The 16,739-nt window shown below is 69.3% G+C and carries 20 protein-coding genes; 7 read left to right on the top strand and 13 right to left on the bottom strand.

From position 1 onward, the window contains the following. Positions 1-63: 63 nt before the first annotated feature. Both M8009_RS18255 and M8009_RS18250 read right to left on the bottom strand, forming a co-directional pair. A complete protein-coding gene (locus tag M8009_RS18255) occupies positions 64-1,281 on the bottom strand; it encodes an MFS transporter (protein ID WP_250063812.1) in 1,218 nt (405 codons plus the stop codon). A 64-nt stretch (positions 1,282-1,345) separates the two neighbouring features. Then, a complete protein-coding gene (locus M8009_RS18250) occupies positions 1,346-3,112 on the bottom strand; it encodes an ABC transporter transmembrane domain-containing protein (RefSeq protein ID WP_250063810.1) in 1,767 nt (588 codons plus the stop codon). A gap of 158 nt (positions 3,113-3,270) precedes the next feature. Here M8009_RS18250 and trxC point away from each other — a divergent pair, with 158 nt between their 5' ends. Then, positions 3,271-3,708 carry a thioredoxin TrxC gene (gene trxC, locus M8009_RS18245; RefSeq protein ID WP_250063808.1) on the top strand — a complete coding sequence of 146 codons (438 nt, stop codon included), beginning with the start codon at positions 3,271-3,273 and terminating at the stop codon, positions 3,706-3,708. On the opposite strand, the gene M8009_RS18240 is transcribed toward trxC, so the two are convergent. The 3 genes from M8009_RS18240 to yejK form a co-directional block, all read right to left on the bottom strand. Further along, complete coding sequence (locus M8009_RS18240; protein WP_250063806.1) at positions 3,623-4,936, bottom strand: GGDEF domain-containing protein; 1,314 nt, start codon at positions 4,934-4,936, stop codon at positions 3,623-3,625. The genes trxC and M8009_RS18240 overlap by 86 nt on opposite strands. Before the next feature lie 246 nt (positions 4,937-5,182). Continuing rightward, on the bottom strand, positions 5,183-5,767 hold the full coding sequence (locus tag M8009_RS18235) for an NAD(P)H-dependent oxidoreductase (RefSeq protein WP_250063804.1): 585 nt from the start codon (positions 5,765-5,767) through the stop codon (positions 5,183-5,185). Between the two features lie 97 nt (positions 5,768-5,864). After that, entirely contained in the window at positions 5,865-6,872 is a 1,008-nt protein-coding gene (gene yejK, locus M8009_RS18230; protein WP_250063802.1) for a nucleoid-associated protein YejK, read from the bottom strand. Between the two features lie 208 nt (positions 6,873-7,080). On the opposite strand from yejK, the gene M8009_RS18225 reads away from it, so the two are divergent. Further along, on the top strand, positions 7,081-7,635 hold the full coding sequence (locus tag M8009_RS18225; RefSeq protein ID WP_250063800.1) for an amino acid kinase family protein: 555 nt from the start codon (positions 7,081-7,083) through the stop codon (positions 7,633-7,635). Between the two features lie 4 nt (positions 7,636-7,639). On the opposite strand, the gene M8009_RS18220 is transcribed toward M8009_RS18225, so the two are convergent. The 7 genes from M8009_RS18220 to M8009_RS18190 form a co-directional block, all read right to left on the bottom strand. After that, positions 7,640-8,410 (bottom strand): ABC transporter permease, encoded by a 771-nt coding sequence (locus tag M8009_RS18220; RefSeq protein WP_250063798.1) that lies wholly within the window; start codon positions 8,408-8,410, stop codon positions 7,640-7,642. 2 nt (positions 8,411-8,412) lie between these two features. Then, positions 8,413-9,336 (bottom strand): ABC transporter ATP-binding protein, encoded by a 924-nt coding sequence (locus M8009_RS18215; protein ID WP_250063849.1) that lies wholly within the window; start codon positions 9,334-9,336, stop codon positions 8,413-8,415. A gap of 7 nt (positions 9,337-9,343) precedes the next feature. Further along, positions 9,344-9,550, bottom strand: coding sequence for a DUF6494 family protein (locus tag M8009_RS18210; RefSeq protein WP_250063796.1), 207 nt, complete (start codon positions 9,548-9,550; stop codon positions 9,344-9,346). A 130-nt stretch (positions 9,551-9,680) separates the two neighbouring features. Next, positions 9,681-9,959, bottom strand: coding sequence for a peptidylprolyl isomerase (locus M8009_RS18205; protein WP_250063794.1), 279 nt, complete (start codon positions 9,957-9,959; stop codon positions 9,681-9,683). Between the two features lie 223 nt (positions 9,960-10,182). Beyond that, a complete protein-coding gene (locus M8009_RS18200; RefSeq protein ID WP_250063792.1) occupies positions 10,183-10,506 on the bottom strand; it encodes a hypothetical protein in 324 nt (107 codons plus the stop codon). Between the two features lie 66 nt (positions 10,507-10,572). Continuing rightward, positions 10,573-10,962 carry a gamma-glutamylcyclotransferase family protein gene (locus tag M8009_RS18195; protein WP_133636299.1) on the bottom strand — a complete coding sequence of 130 codons (390 nt, stop codon included), beginning with the start codon at positions 10,960-10,962 and terminating at the stop codon, positions 10,573-10,575. 95 nt (positions 10,963-11,057) lie between these two features. After that, positions 11,058-11,723: a glutathione S-transferase family protein gene (locus M8009_RS18190; RefSeq protein WP_250063790.1), complete on the bottom strand. Its 666-nt coding sequence runs from the start codon at positions 11,721-11,723 to the stop codon at positions 11,058-11,060. A gap of 127 nt (positions 11,724-11,850) precedes the next feature. On the opposite strand from M8009_RS18190, the gene M8009_RS18185 reads away from it, so the two are divergent. The 4 genes from M8009_RS18185 (at position 11,851) to M8009_RS18170 (ending at position 14,455) form a co-directional block, all read left to right on the top strand. Next, positions 11,851-12,132, top strand: coding sequence for a DUF503 domain-containing protein (locus M8009_RS18185; RefSeq protein ID WP_250063789.1), 282 nt, complete (start codon positions 11,851-11,853; stop codon positions 12,130-12,132). A gap of 100 nt (positions 12,133-12,232) precedes the next feature. Next, positions 12,233-12,961, top strand: coding sequence for an aspartate racemase/maleate isomerase family protein (locus tag M8009_RS18180; RefSeq protein WP_250063787.1), 729 nt, complete (start codon positions 12,233-12,235; stop codon positions 12,959-12,961). 202 nt (positions 12,962-13,163) lie between these two features. Continuing rightward, the gene (locus M8009_RS18175) at positions 13,164-13,364 is read left to right on the top strand and encodes a GFA family protein (protein ID WP_250063785.1); all 201 of its coding nucleotides are present in this window, start codon (positions 13,164-13,166) and stop codon (positions 13,362-13,364) included. A 122-nt stretch (positions 13,365-13,486) separates the two neighbouring features. Continuing rightward, positions 13,487-14,455 carry a YbgA family protein gene (locus tag M8009_RS18170; protein WP_250063783.1) on the top strand — a complete coding sequence of 323 codons (969 nt, stop codon included), beginning with the start codon at positions 13,487-13,489 and terminating at the stop codon, positions 14,453-14,455. A gap of 15 nt (positions 14,456-14,470) precedes the next feature. Here the strand turns inward: M8009_RS18170 and M8009_RS18165 are convergent, their stop codons facing one another. Further along, entirely contained in the window at positions 14,471-15,337 is an 867-nt protein-coding gene (locus M8009_RS18165) for an SDR family oxidoreductase (protein ID WP_250063781.1), read from the bottom strand. 148 nt (positions 15,338-15,485) lie between these two features. Here M8009_RS18165 and M8009_RS18160 point away from each other — a divergent pair, with 148 nt between their 5' ends. Continuing rightward, positions 15,486-16,703 carry a methyltransferase gene (locus M8009_RS18160; protein WP_250063779.1) on the top strand — a complete coding sequence of 406 codons (1,218 nt, stop codon included), beginning with the start codon at positions 15,486-15,488 and terminating at the stop codon, positions 16,701-16,703. Positions 16,704-16,739: the final 36 nt, after the last annotated feature.

Raw genomic sequence — 16,739 nt, 5'->3', positions numbered from 1 at the left:
AAAGCGCCGACCGAAGGATGCATTCATGAGAGCGCGCCACACCGATCGCTGCTGGCCTCCGGCTTACCTGCGTGGCAGGGGCGAGCCAGCGTCCTCTCGCTGTGCATTGGTGGCCAGGCGCAGCCACAGCGCGGCCAGGGCCACCAGCAGCACGGCCGGCAGCATGGCGAGGTTGAGGGCCTCCCAGCCCAGGTGGTGCAGCAACGCCCCGGACATCAGCGACCCCATGGCCACCAGGGAGAAGATGATCAGGTCGTTGACGCCCTGCACCTTGCCGCGTTCGGCCTCGGTATGCACGGAGGAGAGCAGGGCGCTGCCGCCCACGAACAGCAAGTTCCAGCCGATCCCCAGCAGCACCAGCGCCATCCAGAAGTGCGCCAGGCTGGCGCCGAGGTTGGCCACCAGGGCCGTGCCGGTGAGCAGCAGGGTGCCGGTGAGCAGGATGCGCGGGACGCCGAAGCGGGCGATCAGGCCGCCGGTGACAAACGAGGGCGCGAACATGCCCAGCACGTGCCACTGCATGATGAAGGCGACCTGGCCCATCTCGAAGCCCCTGGCGCGCATGGCCAGCGGGGTGGCGGTCATGACGAGTACCATGATGGCGTAGCCCACCGCGCCGGCCAGCACCGCCACCACGAAGCTCGGCCGGGCGGCGATGGCCGCCATGGGGCGGGAGGTCTCGCCGGGCTGCGGTTCGCCACTGGGTGGCACCCTGAGCTGGCTGAGCAGGCCGATGGCCAGCAAGGCCAGGGTGGCGATCACCAGGTAGGGGCCGCCGGCGGGCACGTCGGCGATCAGGTCGGTGGCGGCGCTGGCGTTCCAGGGGCCGAGGAAGGCCGCCACCACGCCACCGGCCAGGACGAAGGAGATCGCCCGGCTGCGGAAGGCGGGGTTCGCCACGTCCGCGGCGGCGAAGCGGTAGTACATGGCGAAGCCCTGGTAGAGCCCCAGCAGCAGGTTGCCGGCGCAGAACAGCCAGAAGGAGCCCAGCGCAATGGCGGCGAAGCTCAGCAGGCCTCCCGCCACCCCGCCCAGGCTGGCCCCGGTGATGAAGCCGCGTCGGCGGCCCACGCGCTTCATGTAGAGCGAGGCGGGCAGGGTCGAGGCCACGGTCCCCAGCATCATCATGGCGATGGGCAGCGTGGCCAGGCCGGGGTCCGGGCTCAACTGCTGGCCCACCACGCCGCTCAGCGTCATCACGGTGATCGAGGCGATCATGAACAGCACCTGGCTGCTCACCAGGATGGCCACGTTCTGCTTTTCCCGGCGTGCCGGCTCCATGGGCGAAGCTCTCCTTGTGTTGTGAAGTCGCGAATTCTTTCAATTGACGGGATAGATCGGCAAGTCAGTGCTGCCGCCCGAACTGCAGTTCGGCCAGGTGGCGATAGAGCGGGCTCGACTCGAGCAGTTCCGCATGGCGGCCGCTGGCCACCAGCCGGCCCTGGTCCAGCACCAGCAGGCGGTCGGCGGCGACCACGGTGGCCAGCCGATGGGCGATCACCAGGCTGGTGCGGCCGACCATCAGCCGATCCAGGGCCTGCTGCACCAGCCGCTCGCTCTCGGCGTCCAGGGCGCTGGTGGCCTCGTCGAGCAGCAGTACCCGGGGCGCCTTGAGCAGTGCCCGGGCGATGGCCAGGCGCTGGCGCTGGCCGCCGGAGAGCTGCACGCCGCCCGGTCCGAGCGAGGTGTCGAAGCCCCGTGGCAACGCCTCGACGAAGGCCAGGGCATTGGCATCCCGGGCGGCCCCTCGCAGCTCTTCCAGGCTGGCATCCGGGCGGCCATAGCGCAGGTTATCGGCCACGCTGCCGGTGAAGAGCAGCGGCTCCTGGGCCACCAGGCCCAACGCCGCGCGCAGTTCACGCGGGGCCAGTTCGCGCAGGTCGATGCCGTCCAGGCGCAGGGTGCCCCGGTCCGGGTCGTGGAAACGCAGCAGTAGCGCGAGCAGGGTGCTCTTGCCGGCCCCGGAGGGACCCACCAGCGCCACCCGCTCTCCCGGCCGGATGGTCAGGTCGAAGGCCTCCAGCGCCGGGGTCTCCCGGCCGGGGTAGGTGAAGCACACGGCCTCTAGGCGGATCTCCCCGGAAAGCGGCTCGGGCAGCGGCACCGGATGGGGCGGCGGCGCAATACCCGGGCGGCTATCCAGCAGCTCCAGCAGGCGCTCCGCGGCCCCCGCCGCGCGCTGCACGTCGCCGGCCACCTCGGCCAGGGTCGCCACGGCGCCGGCGGCCAGCACGGCATAGAAGACGAAGGCCGAGAGCTCGCCGGCGCTCATGGTGCCGGCCAGCACCGCCTGGCCGCCCTGCCAGAGCATCACGCCGACCGCGGCGAAGACCGCCAGCATGGCAATTCCCGTCAGCCAGGCACGCTGGCGGGTGCGTGACACGGCGGTGGCGAAGGCCTCCTCGACCCGAGCCCCATAGGCCTGGCGATCCTGTGTCTCGTGGGTGAAGGCCTGGACGGTGCGGATGCCGGCCAGGGCCTCCCCGGCATAGCGGCCGAGCTCCGCTACCCGGTCCTGGCTGAAGCGCGAGAGTCGCCGCACCCGCCGCCCGAACCACAGGATCGGCAGCACCGTGGCGGGGATGCCCAGCAGCACGATGGCCGAGAGCCATGGCTGGGTCACCAGCATCAGCGCCACCGACCCGACCAGCATCAGCAGGTTGCGCAGCGCCAGCGAGATCGACGAGCCGAACAGGCTCTGCAGCACGCTGGTGTCCGCCGTCAGCCGCGAGGCGATCTCCCCGGCGCCGCCGCTCTCCCCGGTACTGTGCTCGAAGAAGCCGGGCTCGAGCTCGAGCAGGTGGTCGAAGACCCGGCGGCGCAGGTCGGCGGCCAACCGCTCGCCGATCCAGGTGACCAGGTAGTAGCGCAGCGCCGAGGCCATCGCCAGCAGCGCTACCACGGCGAGCATCAGGCCGAGGGCCTGGTTGAGCCGCGCGCGATCCTCGGCCAGGAATCCCTGATCGATGACCAGGCGCAATCCCTGGCCGAGCAGCAGCACGCTGGCCGCGCCGGCGAGCAGCGCCAGGGCGGCCAGCGCCAGGCGCCAGCGGTAGGGATGCAGCAGGGCCAGCAGGCGCAGCAGCACGCGGGGGTCCGGTCGTTCGGCCATGGAGATCTCGGTGGCATCGTCGGCAGGTGTTGCCGCGACGATAGCAGCCCGGGCAGGCCGCTGCATGGCCGGGCGCGAAAGGCTGCGACGCCATGCCGCTTGAAGCGCCAGCCGGGCGCCAGCATAGTGCGGGAAACCCTATCCGGATGGAGAGCGAGATGGCCGATTCCCTGACCCTGGGCTGCCCCCATTGCGGGGCCATCAATCGTGTCGCCAGGACACGCCTCGGCCACGGGCCGAAGTGCGGCAAGTGCAAGCAGGCGCTGTTCACCGGCGAGCCGGTGGCGCTCACCGCGGCCAACTTTCCCGCCCTGGTGGAGCGCAGCGAGTTGCCGGTGGTGGTGGACTTCTGGGCCAGCTGGTGCGGGCCCTGCAAGATGATGGCGCCGATCTTCGCCGAGGCCGCCCGGGAACTCGAACCCCGCCTGCGCTTCGCCAAGCTGGATACCGAGGCCGAGCAGTCCCTGGCGGGGCGTTTCGGCATCCGCAGCATTCCCACCCTGATCGTCTTCAGAAACGGCCGGGAAGTCGCCCGCCAGCCGGGACTGCTGCAGGGGCCGAAACTGAGGCAGTGGCTCGAACCGCACCTGGCGTGACACCCGCCGTCACGCTCTCCAGCAGGGTCAGCTCGGGGCCCTGCGGCGTCACCACCACGCAGTTGCGCCCGCTCTCCTTGCCGGCATACAGGGCCCGGTCGGCGCGCAGCAGGGCCGGGTCGAGGCTGGTCTCGGTATCGTCGACCCGGCTGATGCCGACCGTGACCGTCAGGTCCAGCGTCACGCCCTTGACCTCCAGGGGACGGTGACACACGGCCTCACGCAGTCGTTCGGCAACCTCCTTGGCGGTCAACAGGTTGGCCAGGGGCAGGGCGATGACGAACTCCTCGCCGCCGTAGCGGCCGATGATGTCGCTCTCGCGCAGTATCGACTGGCAGCGGGCGGCGACCACCGTCAGCGCCAGGTCGCCGATGGCATGGCCATGCACGTCGTTGATGGTCTTGAAGTAGTCGATATCCACCATGCACAGCGACAGCGGGGTGCCGTCACGGTGTGCCCGGCGGCGCTCCTGCTCGGCCAGCTCGAAGAAGCGTCGGCGGTTGGTGATTCCCGTCAGCTCGTCGGTCCTGGCCATGTGACGCAGGCGCTGCTCCAGCTGGTTGCGCTCCTTGATCTCCCTGGTCAGTCGGCGGTTGATCGAGCGTTCCTCCAGCAGGCTGGCAAACTGGGCGCGCTGCAGCCGGTGGATCCGGGAGACCGTCAGCCAGCACAGCAGGTTGACGAAGCCCAGCAGCAGCAGGCTGTTCACCAGGACCCCGCCGGGCAGCGGTGACCACACGATCACCGAGGTGAGGAAGCCGCCGATCAGGTAGGCGTTGCTGGCCAGCATCCAGGGCAGCCGGTTCGGGATGAAGAGGTAGAAGGCCATGCTGGCGGCCACGATCGAGGCGAGGTTGGTCATGACGCCATCCGGCCGCAGGGGGATGGTGAGCAGCAGGCCGCTGACGGCCATCAGGCAGACCAGGTTGATCGACAGTGGCTCTTGGGCCAGGGAGGGGCGCCGCCATACCGCCAGGGCCAGCAGCAGGAAGCTTGTGGCGACGGTGGCGCGCATGGCCAGCAGTACCATGAAGGCATTGCTCGTGCCGAGCAGGCTGAAGTCCGTCAGGCTGAAGGCGAGGAAGAGCGCGGCGGCCACCACCAGGGCATAACGCAGCTGGCAGGCGTCATGGGCCTGCATGGTCCGGCGGAACAGCGCCTCCCGGGCGGCGTCCCGGAACTCGCCACGCCAATCCAGTTCGTTGCCATCCCCTGCGTTGGTGGCCATTGGCACTTCCTTGAGGGACGGCGTCCGTCTTGATGACAACGGCCGTCCGCTTCCCTTCAGTGGGTTTTCTTATGCGTCCTGTCATGCCGTCGATGCCTGCTCACACGGCGGCGCTACCGGGGAAGCATGGCGACAATTTGCGGATCCCGCCAGCCACCTTGTGCAAGTGTCATAGCAGGCTCACGAGGCGTGTAAGCGATCGCTTACAGAGCAAGTGTGAGTCATGTACTAGAGGGTACTCAGCGGTTATTCTGCCTCGGCACCCAGCTTCTCCAGGCGGGTGAACCACTTGCGACAGTCGTCAGCGTCGAGCGCCTCCACCGAACCGATCAGCGTCTCGCGCACCGGTTTGAAGCCCACGAACCCCAGGATGTTGCGCTCCAGCGACCTGACACTGTGGGCGCGATAGAGGTGGCGGTAGATCGCCGCCGGCATGCCCATGGTCACCACCACGCGCGCCGAGCGTCCGGTCAGCCCCTTGCGACCCAGGGGATTGCCTTCCTCATACTCGAAGGCGAAGTGCGGTCGCATCACCTGCTCGAGGAACCCCTTCACCAGCGCCGGCATGTCGCCGAGCCATAGCGGGAAGAACAGCACCAGGTGCTCGCACCAGCGGATGGCACCCGCTGCCTCGTCGAGCGAGGCGGGCATGCGCTCCTCGGTCCAGGCCTTCTGGCTGCGCAGCAGCGGGAAGTCCAGGTCGGCGATCCTCACCGTGCGCACCTCGTGCCCCGCGGTCTCCGCGCCCAGGCGGTAGTGCTCGGCCAGGACATGCAGCAGATGGGGGGCCGAGGCATCGGGGTGGCCCTGAAGGATCAGGATGCGGCGCATGGCGACTCTCCCGCGACGTTATGGGGCAGGGCTTCAGCATAGCGGGATATGCGCCCTCCGGATCACGGGACGGCGGCCATTTCAGCCGTTGCCGGGCTCAGCCCTGCCGCGTGAGCTGTTCGCGCAGTTGCTTGGGCACCTGCTTGATGATCAGCCGGTCCTGGTCCTCGTCGTACTCCACGCCGGAGCCGAGCAGGTGGGAGTCGAAGCTGATCGACACGCCGCCGGCGCGGCCTGTGAAGCGGCGAAACTGGTTGAGGGTGCGCCGGTCCGGCGGGATCTCCGGGGAGAGGCCGTAGTCGGCGTTGCGGATATGATCGAAGAAGGCCTTCGGCTGCTGCTCGTCGAGGACCTCCGAGAGCGCCTCCAGCGTCATCGGCTCGCCGCGGCGGGCCTGGTCGCTGGCGTAGTCGATCAGCGCGTCGGTCTTCTCGCGGCTGGCCTCCTCCGGCAGGTCCTCCCGCTCGACGTAGTCGCTGAAGGCCTTGAGCAGGGTGCGGGTCTCGCCGCTGGCGTCCACCCCCTCCTCGGCGCCCAGCAGGGCGGCGAAGCCCTCGGCGAGCTTCTTGCCGCCGCGGTCGCGGGTCCAGGAGAGGTACTGCTTCGAGTCGCCGGCCTGCCACTGGTTGATGTTGAGGCGTGCCGCCAGGGTCATCTGCGCCAGGTTCAGCTGGCGTACCGGCACCACGGCGAGGTGGTCGTCGATGCCGAAGCCCTCCCGATGGTGCAGCAGCGCGAGGCTCAGGTAGCGGGTGTCGCCGACCCGGTGGTCGATCACCAGCAGGTCACCGGAGAGCGAGAGGTGGGCGCCGATAAGCTCGGCGATGCGCTGTGCCAGGTCGCGGGAGAAGGCGACGAAGTCGCGGCCCCCGTCGAGGGTGTCGGCCAGCTCGCTGGCGAAGGGTGAGCTCACCTCGCCCTCGGGCGTCGTCTCGGCGAAATGACCCCAGGCCTTGGGCTTGGCATTGAAGGCATCGTTGAAGCCGGCCAGCAGGTCGTCCAGGGCCGGCGAGGGGGACAGCTCCGCGGTGGCGGGCACCAGGCTCATCGGCGCCTCGCCGGCGGCCTTGTCGATGCGATGGATGATGCTGTGCAGGATCGGCATGGAAACTCCGCGGTGAGGTGGCGAGGAGGGCGATGATACCCGCCCCGGGCGCACCTCGATAGCCGGCCCTGGGGCCCGGGGCCGTTCCGGGTACGTGGCAGCGCAGCACCGGACTATGCTGATGCAAGGGGACGCCGCCTGCGCCCCGTCCGGGCCGCCTCCTGCAGCGTGCCCCGGCCCGAACACACCCACGCCGGAGGCGGCCTGCATGCGAATCGTGGTAGCCCTGGGCGGCAATGCCCTGTTGCGGCGTGGCGAGCCCATGACCATCGACAACCAGCGCCACAATGTGCGGCGAGCGGCGGCCGCCCTGGCCGAGCTCGCCGGTCGCCACCAGCTGGTGGTGACCCATGGCAACGGTCCCCAGGTGGGCCTGCTGGCTCTCCAGGCCCAGGCCTACAGCGAGGTGGCCGCCTACCCGCTGGACGTGCTGGACGCCGCGACCGAGGGCATCATCGGCTATCTGATCGAGGCCGAGCTGCTCAACGAGATGCCGCCGGGCGCCAGCTGCGCCAGCCTGCTCACCCGGGTCGAGGTGGATGCCGACGACCCCGCCTTCCTGACCCCGTCAAAGCCCATCGGCCCCGGCTACGACCGTGACACCATGCGCCGGCTCAAGGCCGAGAGGGGCTGGGCCTTCGTCGAGGAGGCCAGCGGCCACTGGCGACGCGTGGTCGCCTCGCCCCTGCCGCGGCGCATCCTGCCCATCGACATCATCGGCCGCCTCCTCGAGGGCCAGGCCGGCACCCTGATCCGCGCGTGAGGGCTCAGGGCTTGAGGCGGTAGCCGCTCTTGAAGATCCAGCCCACCACCGCGAGTGCGGCGGCCAGGAACAGCAGGATCATGCCCAGGCTGACCAGCGGGCTGACGTCGCTGATGCCATAGAAGCTCCAGCGAAAGCCGCTGATCAGGTAGACCACCGGGTTGGCCAGGGTCACCGTCTGCCAGAAGGGCGGCAGCATGTCGATGGAGTAGAATGTGCCGCCGAGGAAGGTCAGCGGGGTGATCACCAGCAGCGGCACCAGCTGCAGCTTCTCGAAGCCGTCGGCCCAGATGCCGATGATGAAGCCGAGCAGGCTGAAGGTCACCGCGGTGAGCACCAGGAACACCACCATCATCAGCGGGTGGTCGATGGAGTAGGGCACGAAGAGCCGCGCCGTGACCAGCACGATGGCACCGAGGATCAGCGACTTGGTCGCCGCCGCCCCCACATAGCCCAGCACCACCTCGACATAGGACATCGGCGCCGAGAGGATCTCGTAGATCGAGCCCGAGAAGCGCGGAAAGAAGATGCCGAAGGAGGCGTTGGAGACGCTCTGGGTGAGCAGCATCAGCATGATCAGGCCCGGCACGATGAAGGCGCCATAGCTGATCCCGTCCACCTCGCTGATCCGGGTGCCGATGGCCGCGCCGAACACCACGAAGTAGAGCGAGGTGGAGATCACCGGTGAGACGATGCTCTGCAGCACGGTGCGCAGGCTGCGCGCCATCTCGGCGCGGTAAAGGGTCTTGACGGATTGCAGGTTGAAACGCTTCATGCTCAGTGACGCTCCTGGACGAGGCTGACGAAGATGTCCTCCAGCGAACTCTGGCGGGTGTGCAGGTCCTTGACCCGCAGTCCCACCGCCTCGAGGTCGGCCAGCAGTCCCGAGATCGTCGAGCCCCCCTCCTGGCGGGCGGCATCGTAGCTGTAGACCAGCGCATGGCCCTCGTCGGCGAGCGTCAGGCCGTGGCCCGCCAGCGACTCCGGCACCGTTTCCAGCGGCTCCTGCAGGTGCAGGGTCAGCTCCTTGCTGCCGAGCTTGCGCATCAGCGCATGGGTGTTCTCCACCAGCACGATCTCCCCGCGGCGGATCACCCCGATGCGGTCGGCCATCTCCTCGGCCTCCTCGATGTAGTGGGTGGTGAGGATGATGGTCACCCCATGGTCGCGCAGCCCGCGCACCACTTCCCACATCTCGCGGCGCAGCTCCACGTCCACGCCCGCGGTGGGTTCGTCCAGGAACAGCACCTGGGGCTCGTGGGAGAGCGCCTTGGCGATCAGCACCCGGCGTTTCATGCCCCCGGAGAGCTCCAGCAGCCGGCTGTTGCGCTTCTCCCACAGCGTCAGGGAGCGCAGCACCTTCTCGATGTGCGCCGGGTCCTGCGGCTTGCCGAACAGCCCGCGGCTGAAGCTTACCGTGTCCCACACCGTGGTGAAGGCCTCGTTGGTCAGCTCCTGGGGTACCAGGCCGATCAGTGAGCGAGCGGCGCGGTAGTCGCCGACGTTGTCGTGTCCATCCACCAGTACCCGGCCGCGGCTGGCGTTGACCAGCCCGCAGATCACGCTGATCAGGGTTGTCTTGCCCGCGCCATTGGGGCCGAGCAGGGCGAAGATCTCGCCCCGCCGGATGGTGAGGTCGACATCCACCAGCGCCTTGAAGCCATCGGCGAAGGTCTTGGAGAGCCCCTCAACACGGATCATCGGCGCGTCACTCAAGGGTGATGTCCCCGTCGAAGTCGAGCGCCAGGCTCAGGCCATCCACCTCCACGGTCACCCGGGCCGGAAGCGTCTCGTTGCCCTCGAGGTGCCCCTCGGCGAGGGCTTGCTGCACGGCCCTCTCGATCTCCTGCTGGGTGGTGACACCCACCGTCTTCAGCAGCTTGCGGATACTGTGTTGAAAGGCCTCGTCGTTCATTCGCGGCTCCTCCTGTGGTGATCGCTGGTGCCTCCCATCCTAGCGCGACTGGCCGGATGATACAGGGGTTGTACAAGAAAAAGCCGTGCATGGCGGCCATGCACGGCGTCGATCAGGGCGAGTCGGGCGATCAGCTGCGCTCGGTGACCTCCAGCAGGTGGTAGCCGAACTGGGTCTTCACGGGGCCCTGCACCTTGCCCACTTCCCCCTCGAAGACCGCCTTGTCGAATTCCGGCACCATCTGGCCCGGGCCGAAGGTGCCGAGCTCGCCGCCCTGCTTGCCGGACGGGCAGGAGGAGTTCTCGCGGGCGACCTCGGCGAAGTCGCGACCGCCCTCGATCTCGGCCTTGAGTTCGTTACACTTTGCTTCGCTGTCCACCAGGATATGACGTGCGCTTGCCTGAGCCATGTTGCTCTCCTCGAAGTTCGGCACAGAGGCCGGTTGATGTGCCCCGAGCATATCATGCCGCCTGGCGGATTTTCGTGGGCGCGCTTCCGGCCGCGCGAATCCCCGACTCGGTGCTCACCTCTGGCACTCGGCAGGTCTTCGTGGGAGCGAAGCTTGCTTCGCGAATCTCTCGCCCACAGGCGATTGCGATTTCGATGTGGCGTATCGGTCGGCTGAACCCGCCTCAACCGCCGGCGCCGATGGTCAGCCGCAGGGCCTGCAGGCTGTCGAGCTCCAGGCGGGTCTCCTCGGAAAATACCGGATGGCCGATGACGCGGATGTCGAGGCTCGCCTCGGCGCCGCCGTAGGTCACCTCGGCGGTGATACGGGTGTCGCTGGCCAGGGGCGCCATGGGGTCGAAATCGACGCGTCTCACCTCCACGGCGGTGAGACCGAGGTCGTCGAGGCGCTGGTCGAGGGCGCGCTTGATCTCCACGCCGTAGTAGAAGTAGAGCCCGCCATAGGCCAGGCCGGCCAGCGCGGCGATGTAGAAGATGAAGCGGACCATGGCCGTCTCCCTGGTGATATTCCGTTGGGGTTCCCGAATGTCCGCGTTTATACCACAGCCGTGGGGCTATCGGGGCCGCCAGGCCCCTTCGCGGATCACCGGGCAGCCGGCCACCTCGCGGTTGTAGAGGTAGAGCCAGGCGGGGCCGAAGGCGGTGGCCTGGATGACGCGCTCGTAGTCGCCATGCTTCGGGGTCCGCACCCGGTAGTCCTCGAGCCGATCCAGGCCGGCCAGCAGCCGGGCGCTGACTTCGAAGACCTCCACCTCGATGCCCCGCGATGCCTCGGGCTTGGCCGCGGGGTAGGGCCCGAGGTCGTAGAGGGTGGCCGAGGTGAGGCGGTCGGCCCCCAGGAAGTGGGCGCCTTCCAGCCAGTGGTGGTTGCGCAGTCCGCGCTTCAGGGTGCCGTAGACGGCGACCAGGGGCGTGCGGGTGATGGCGAGGGCGGGTGTGTGCATGGCTGGCCGGTTCCGAAACGCTGTCATCTGCCTGCCAAGGATACCCTTGGCACCTCGCTCGATGCCATGGTCTGCCACGCCTTCGCTATCCAGGCTCAGCGCCATTCCATGGCGGCCGTCGGCGAGATGCCTTGGGCCACCGCGGCGGCATGCTGGGCCTCCAGACTGCGCTGGAAGGCCTCGCGTGCCTGCAGGCGTGTCCAGTAGTCGCGCACGTTCGGCTTGAAGCGTTCGTCCAGCCCCAGGTGGCTGGCCAGCAGCAGCGCATAACCCACCGAGACGTCGGCCGCGGTGAAACGCTCGGCGCAGAGCCAGCGCCGTGTCTCCAGCCGTGGCTCCAGGGTCCGCAGCCGGGACAGGAACCAGCGGCTGTAGTCCTCCACCACCTGGGGCAGTCGGCGCTCCGGGGGTTCGAATTGCCCATAGCGCAGCACCAGGGTCTGCGGGAAGGTCAGGGTCGCCTCGCCGAAGTGCAGGAGGTTGAGGTAGTCGCCATAGGCGGGCTCGTCGCTGGCCACGTCCATGCCGCCCTCGGGATGGCGGGCGGCCAGGTACTGGCAGATGGCCGCCGACTCGGTCATGCACACCTCGCCATCGAGGAGGGCGGGCACCGTGCCCAGCGGGTTGATCGCCAGGAAGGCCTCGTCGTGCACCCGCGGTGGGAAGTCGTGCAGGACCAGCTCATAGTGCAGCCCCAGTTCCTCGAGCATCCAGAGGGGGCGGAAGGAGCGGGCGCTGATGCAGTGGTGTAGGCGGATCATGGGCTCTCCTGGCGTGATCGTGATCCCCGTCGGGGCAGGCGATGGACAAGGCTACTATGCTGCCCTCAGCCTGGGTAGGCGCCCGGTGCCTACCCGAGAGATCCCCCGCAGGCCAGAGGAGTCCGCCATGCATATCGCCGTCCTGACCCTCAGGGTCGCCCTGCCGGGCTGCCGCTCGCTGAAGGAGAAGCGCCAGCGCATGGGCGGCCTTCACGAGCGTTTCGGACGCCACCCGTCGATTGCGGTCTGCGAGAGCGGCGAGCTTGACCGCCACGATGCCAGCGAGTGGAGCTTCGTGGTGGTGGGCACCTCGTCGCGGGACGTGGCCTCGTTGTGCAGCGAGATCGAGGACAAGCTGCAGCGCACGGTCGACGGGCGGGTGCTGGATGCCACCCGCGAGTTCCTCTGAGCCTTAAGGGGCATTGCCAGCCGCCGGGGGGACTGCGATAGCCTAGCGGCAAGCCCTGACCAGTTGTACAACGTCTTCAGCCAGACCGGGAGGTCATCGCATGTCGCAAGAACCCTGCCTGGGCATCCTGCTGCCCGACGATGGACCGGATGACTATGAGTGGTACACCCTCGGCGACGAGATGGGCGGGCTGCCGCGGATCCAGGTGGGCAAGGTGCAAAGCGATGGCCACCATGCGCTGGCAGCGCTGCTGGCGCTGGGCGACGTGGAGCGGCTGGTCCCGATGGGTAGGACCCTGGTGGAGGAGGGCGGTGCCCAGGCCATGGTATGGGCCTGCACCAGCGCCAGCTTCATCGGCGGGCTCGACTGGGCCCGCGAGCAGCGCACGTCCCTGGCATCCCGGCTGGGGGTGCCGGTCACCAGCACGGCGCTGGCCTTCCACGAGGCGCTGGCCGCCCTCGGTCATGAGCGGGTGGACCTGCTCAGCCCCTATCCGGACGACGTGACCCTGCGGCTGGTGAGCTTTTTGCGGGAGGGCGGTGTCAGCGTGGTCAACGACAAGGCACTGGACTGCCCCTATGCGGCCGATTCCCATCGCGCCGACCTGTGCGCGGAGGTGCGTCGCTTCTGCGCCCGCTATCCCGATGCCTCGCGTCCGCTGCTGGTGCCCGACACGGCGGTCAACTCGCTGTTCCTGCGCGAGGCCCTGAGCCGCGAGACCGGCCGGGAGCTGCTGACTGCCAACCAGGTGACGCTGTGGGCCGGGCTCCGGCGGCTGGGCGGTGCACGCCTGCCGGAGAGGCTGCTGGGCACGCTCGCCTCAGTCTGAGGACCGAGACGCCAGCCACTCGATCAGCGCATCCAGCGGCATCGGCCGGGCGAACAGGTAGCCCTGGAAGACCTCGCAGCCGTGATGCCTAAGGTAGTCACGCTGGTCGTGGGGTTGTTCAGGTTCTACTGGTCCCCCAGGCGCCGCCGCAGGCCGATGGTCCATGTGCCCGTGTGCCCGTGTGCTAAAGCGAGGTATCGTCATGCTGCTCGAAGGTTCCTGCCACTGCGGCGCAGTGCACTTCCGCGTTGATTCCCCCCACCCCTATCAGCGCTGCTACTGTTCGATCTGCCGCAAGACCGCCAGGGTGGAGGTCGAGGCCCGCGACAACGACCGCTGCTTCGCCGGCTACCCCGAGGAGAGCCTCGCCGAGTGGCACTGGCGCCTGGGCCTGGTGCGCTAGTTGCCGGGACTGGCAGCGCGTCATGGCTATGCCACAATGGCGCTGCCCGAGGTGCGTGCCGGGAGAGATACCCGGCAGGCGATGCACGGCGAGCGATGCACGTTGAGAGGAGGAGCGCGGCGATGGCGGACCAGGCGGCAAGCAGGGAAGGGATTCCGGTAGGTATCAGCGCCTGCCTGATGGGCGAGCAGGTGCGCTACAACGGCGGGCACAAGCGCTCCCGCTACTGCCTGGAGGTCCTCCAGGACCGTTTCGCCTTCGAGCCCTTCTGCCCCGAGCTCGAGGCCGGCCTCGGCGTGCCCCGCGACCCCATCCGCCTCGTCGGGCTGCAGGGCGAGGAGCCCCGCGTGCAGGGCACCCGGGACCCGAGCCTCGACGTCACCGAGCGGCTGGCCGAGGTCAGTACGGACTTTGCCGCCAGCCACCGCCACCTGCGCGGCTTCATCCTGATGAAGGGCTCGCCGAGCTGCGGGCTGGAGCGGGTCAAGGTCTATCACCCCAACGGCATGCCCAGCCATGCCGACTCGGGCGCCTTCGTGCGTGCCCTGCGCCGCCACTTCCCGGAGCTGCCGCTGGAGGAGGAGGCGCGCATGAACGACCCGGTGCTGCGCGAGAACTTCATCACCCGGGTCTACGCCTTCGACGACTGGAAGCGCCGTGTGGAGGCCACCCCCAGCTATCATGCCCTGCTGCAGTTCCACAGCCGTCAGAAGTACCTGCTGATGGCCCACCACGTGGAGGCCTATCGCGAACTGGGGCGCTACCTCGCCGAGTCGAGCAAGCTGCCGCTTCAGGAGGCCATGGCCCACTACCTCCAGCGCTTCATGGCCGCGCTTGGGCGGCCGGCGACCCGCAAGACCCACGCCAATGCGCTGATGCACGTGCTGGGCTACCTCCGGGAGGCGGTGGACGGCGAGACCCGCCAGGACCTGCTGGCGGCCATCGAGGACTATCGCCTCGGGCACGTGCATCTGGTGGTGCCGATCCGCCTGCTCAACCACTACGTGAAGCGCCACGGCTCGGCCTATATCCGCGAGCAGACCTATCTGGACCCCCACCCCTACGAGCTGGGGCTGCGCAATACCATCTGATGAGGTTTTCGGCCCTCAGGGCTGCCGCTCGCTTCGGGTCGAGCGCAGCAGCACCCGGTCCAGTGCCCGGGTGCCGAGCACCCTCCTGAGGGTGCCGAACAGGTGGGTCGGCAGGGTCACGTAGTAGCGTGCCTTCGGGCGCGGGCTCTCCAGGGCGTGCACCAGCTTGTCGACCACCGCCTCGGCGCCGAGGGTGAAGCGCCCGCCGCTGTCGTCGCCGGCCAGCCGCGCCTCGACCGCCCGGTAGGTGTCGGCATGGGCGCTGTGGGCGGTGTCGATATGCGCCTTGAAGGCGCGATAGGCGTTTTCGCGAAAGCGGCTGGTGATCGGGCCCGGCTCGATCAGGCTGACCTGGATGCCGCTGCCGGTGAGCTCCATACGCAGGGTGTCGGTCAGCCCCTCCAGGGCGAACTTGGAGCAGACATAGGCGCCGCGGTAGGGCAGGGCGGCCAGGCCCAGCACGGAGCTGTTCTGCACGATGCGCCCGTGGCCCTGGCGGCGCATCGCCGGCAGCACCCGGCAGGTGAGCTCGTGGGTGCCGAGCAGGTTGGTCTCCAGCTGGGCGCGCAGCACCTCGCGGCCGAGGTCCTCCACGGCCCCGGGCTGGCCATAGGCGGCATTGTTGAACAGCGCATCGAGCCGCCCGCCGGTCGCCTCCAGCACCGCCGCGACGCAGGCCTCGATCGAGGCGCTGTCGTCCAGCTCCAGCGCCACGGCCTCCAGGCCGGCGTCGCGCAGCCCGGCCAGGTCCGCCTCGCGCCGGGCGGTGGCGAACACGCGCCAGCCGCGGCCGGCCAGGATATGGGCGGCGGCGTGGCCGATACCGCTGGAGCAGCCGGTAACCAGCACGCTGCGGGCGGAGGCGTCGGGAGGGGCGGGCATCGGCGGGGCTCCTGGCAGGTGGACGGTCGGGGGCCGGTGCCTCGAGGAGGCCCGGAAGGTGCACCCCGCACTCTGTCGCCTGGCGCCCGGCCATGCAAGCCGGCCGTGAAGCCCCTACAATGCGGGCCTGTCCCGAGATTGACCTGCCATGCCCGATACCCCCTCCCACGGCGACCGCTTCGCCCGGCTGACCGCGCTGCTGGCCAAATGGCAGCCGCTGTGGCGGCCCATGCCGTTCCAGCATCGCCGCCTCCCCTGGGCCGAGGCACATCCCGAGCTTGCCGAGAGCCTGCTGGCCCTCGATGACGACGCCTGCGCGCGGCTGCAGGCCGACCCCTTCACCGCCTCTCCCCTGGCCGAGCACTTGCCGGTGGCGGAACTCGCGGCCCTGGTCGAGCTCCCTGAGCTGCCCGCCGAGGGTCTGGGCGAGGAGCTAGGCCTGCCGGCGCGGTGGGCCGAGCACATGGGCGGGCGCAAGTGGCAGCAGGTCGCGGCCTTCGTGCCCCGGATGGCGGCGCTGCCGGAGGCCAGGCTGCTTGAGTGGTGTGCCGGCAAGGGCCATCTGGCCCGAACCCTGTCCCGCCACCTCGACCGTGAAGTCACCGGCCTGGAGTGGCAGGCCGCGCTGTGCCGCGACGGCCAGGCGCTGGCCGAGCGACAGGGGGCCCGGGTGCAACTGGCCCAGCAGGACGTGCTGGCTGCCGATGCCGCCGGCTGGCTCGCGGCGGACACCCAGGTGGCGGCCCTGCATGCCTGCGGCGACCTGCACGGGCGGCTGATCGAGCTCGCCGCCGCCAGGGGCAGCGCCGTGACCCTGGCGCCGTGCTGCTATCACCGCACCGCCGATGCGCACTACCGGCCACTCTCGCGGCGCGGGCGCGAGCTGGTCGCCGAACACGGCGTCTCGCTCACCCGGGAGGACCTGGCCATGGCGGTGCAGGAGACCGTGACGGCGCCGCGCCACGTGCGGCGCCATCGCGAGCGGGCCAATGCCTGGCGGCTGGGCTTCGATGCCCTGCAGCGCGAGGTTCGGGGCCTGGATGCCTACCTGCCGGTGCCGAGCCTCGCCTATGGCCGGATGCCCGTCAGCTTCGCGGGGTTCTGTCGCTGGGCCGCCGCGCGCAAGGGGCTGGACCTGCCGGCGGGCATCGACTGGCAGGCCTTCGAGCAGCAAGGCCGGCGGCGCCAGGCCGAGGTCACGCGCCTCGAACTGGTCCGCCACCTCTTCCGCCGCCCGCTAGAGGTGTGGCTGGTGCTGGACCGCCAGCGGCGGCTCGAGGAGGCGGGCTTCAGGGTCGAGCTCGGCACCTTCTGCGCGCGCGAACTGACGCCGCGCAACCTGTTGCTGCGGGCCTCGCGGGGCTAGGCAGTGGGCTTCTACACTGCAGGGGACTCCCTTGTG

It is taken from the genome of Halomonas gemina (genome assembly GCF_023554995.1).
Lineage (GTDB): Bacteria > Pseudomonadota > Gammaproteobacteria > Pseudomonadales > Halomonadaceae > Halomonas > Halomonas gemina.
The sequence above is the reverse complement of the archived record's forward strand: the minus strand, read 5'-3'. Positions and strand labels throughout refer to the sequence as shown.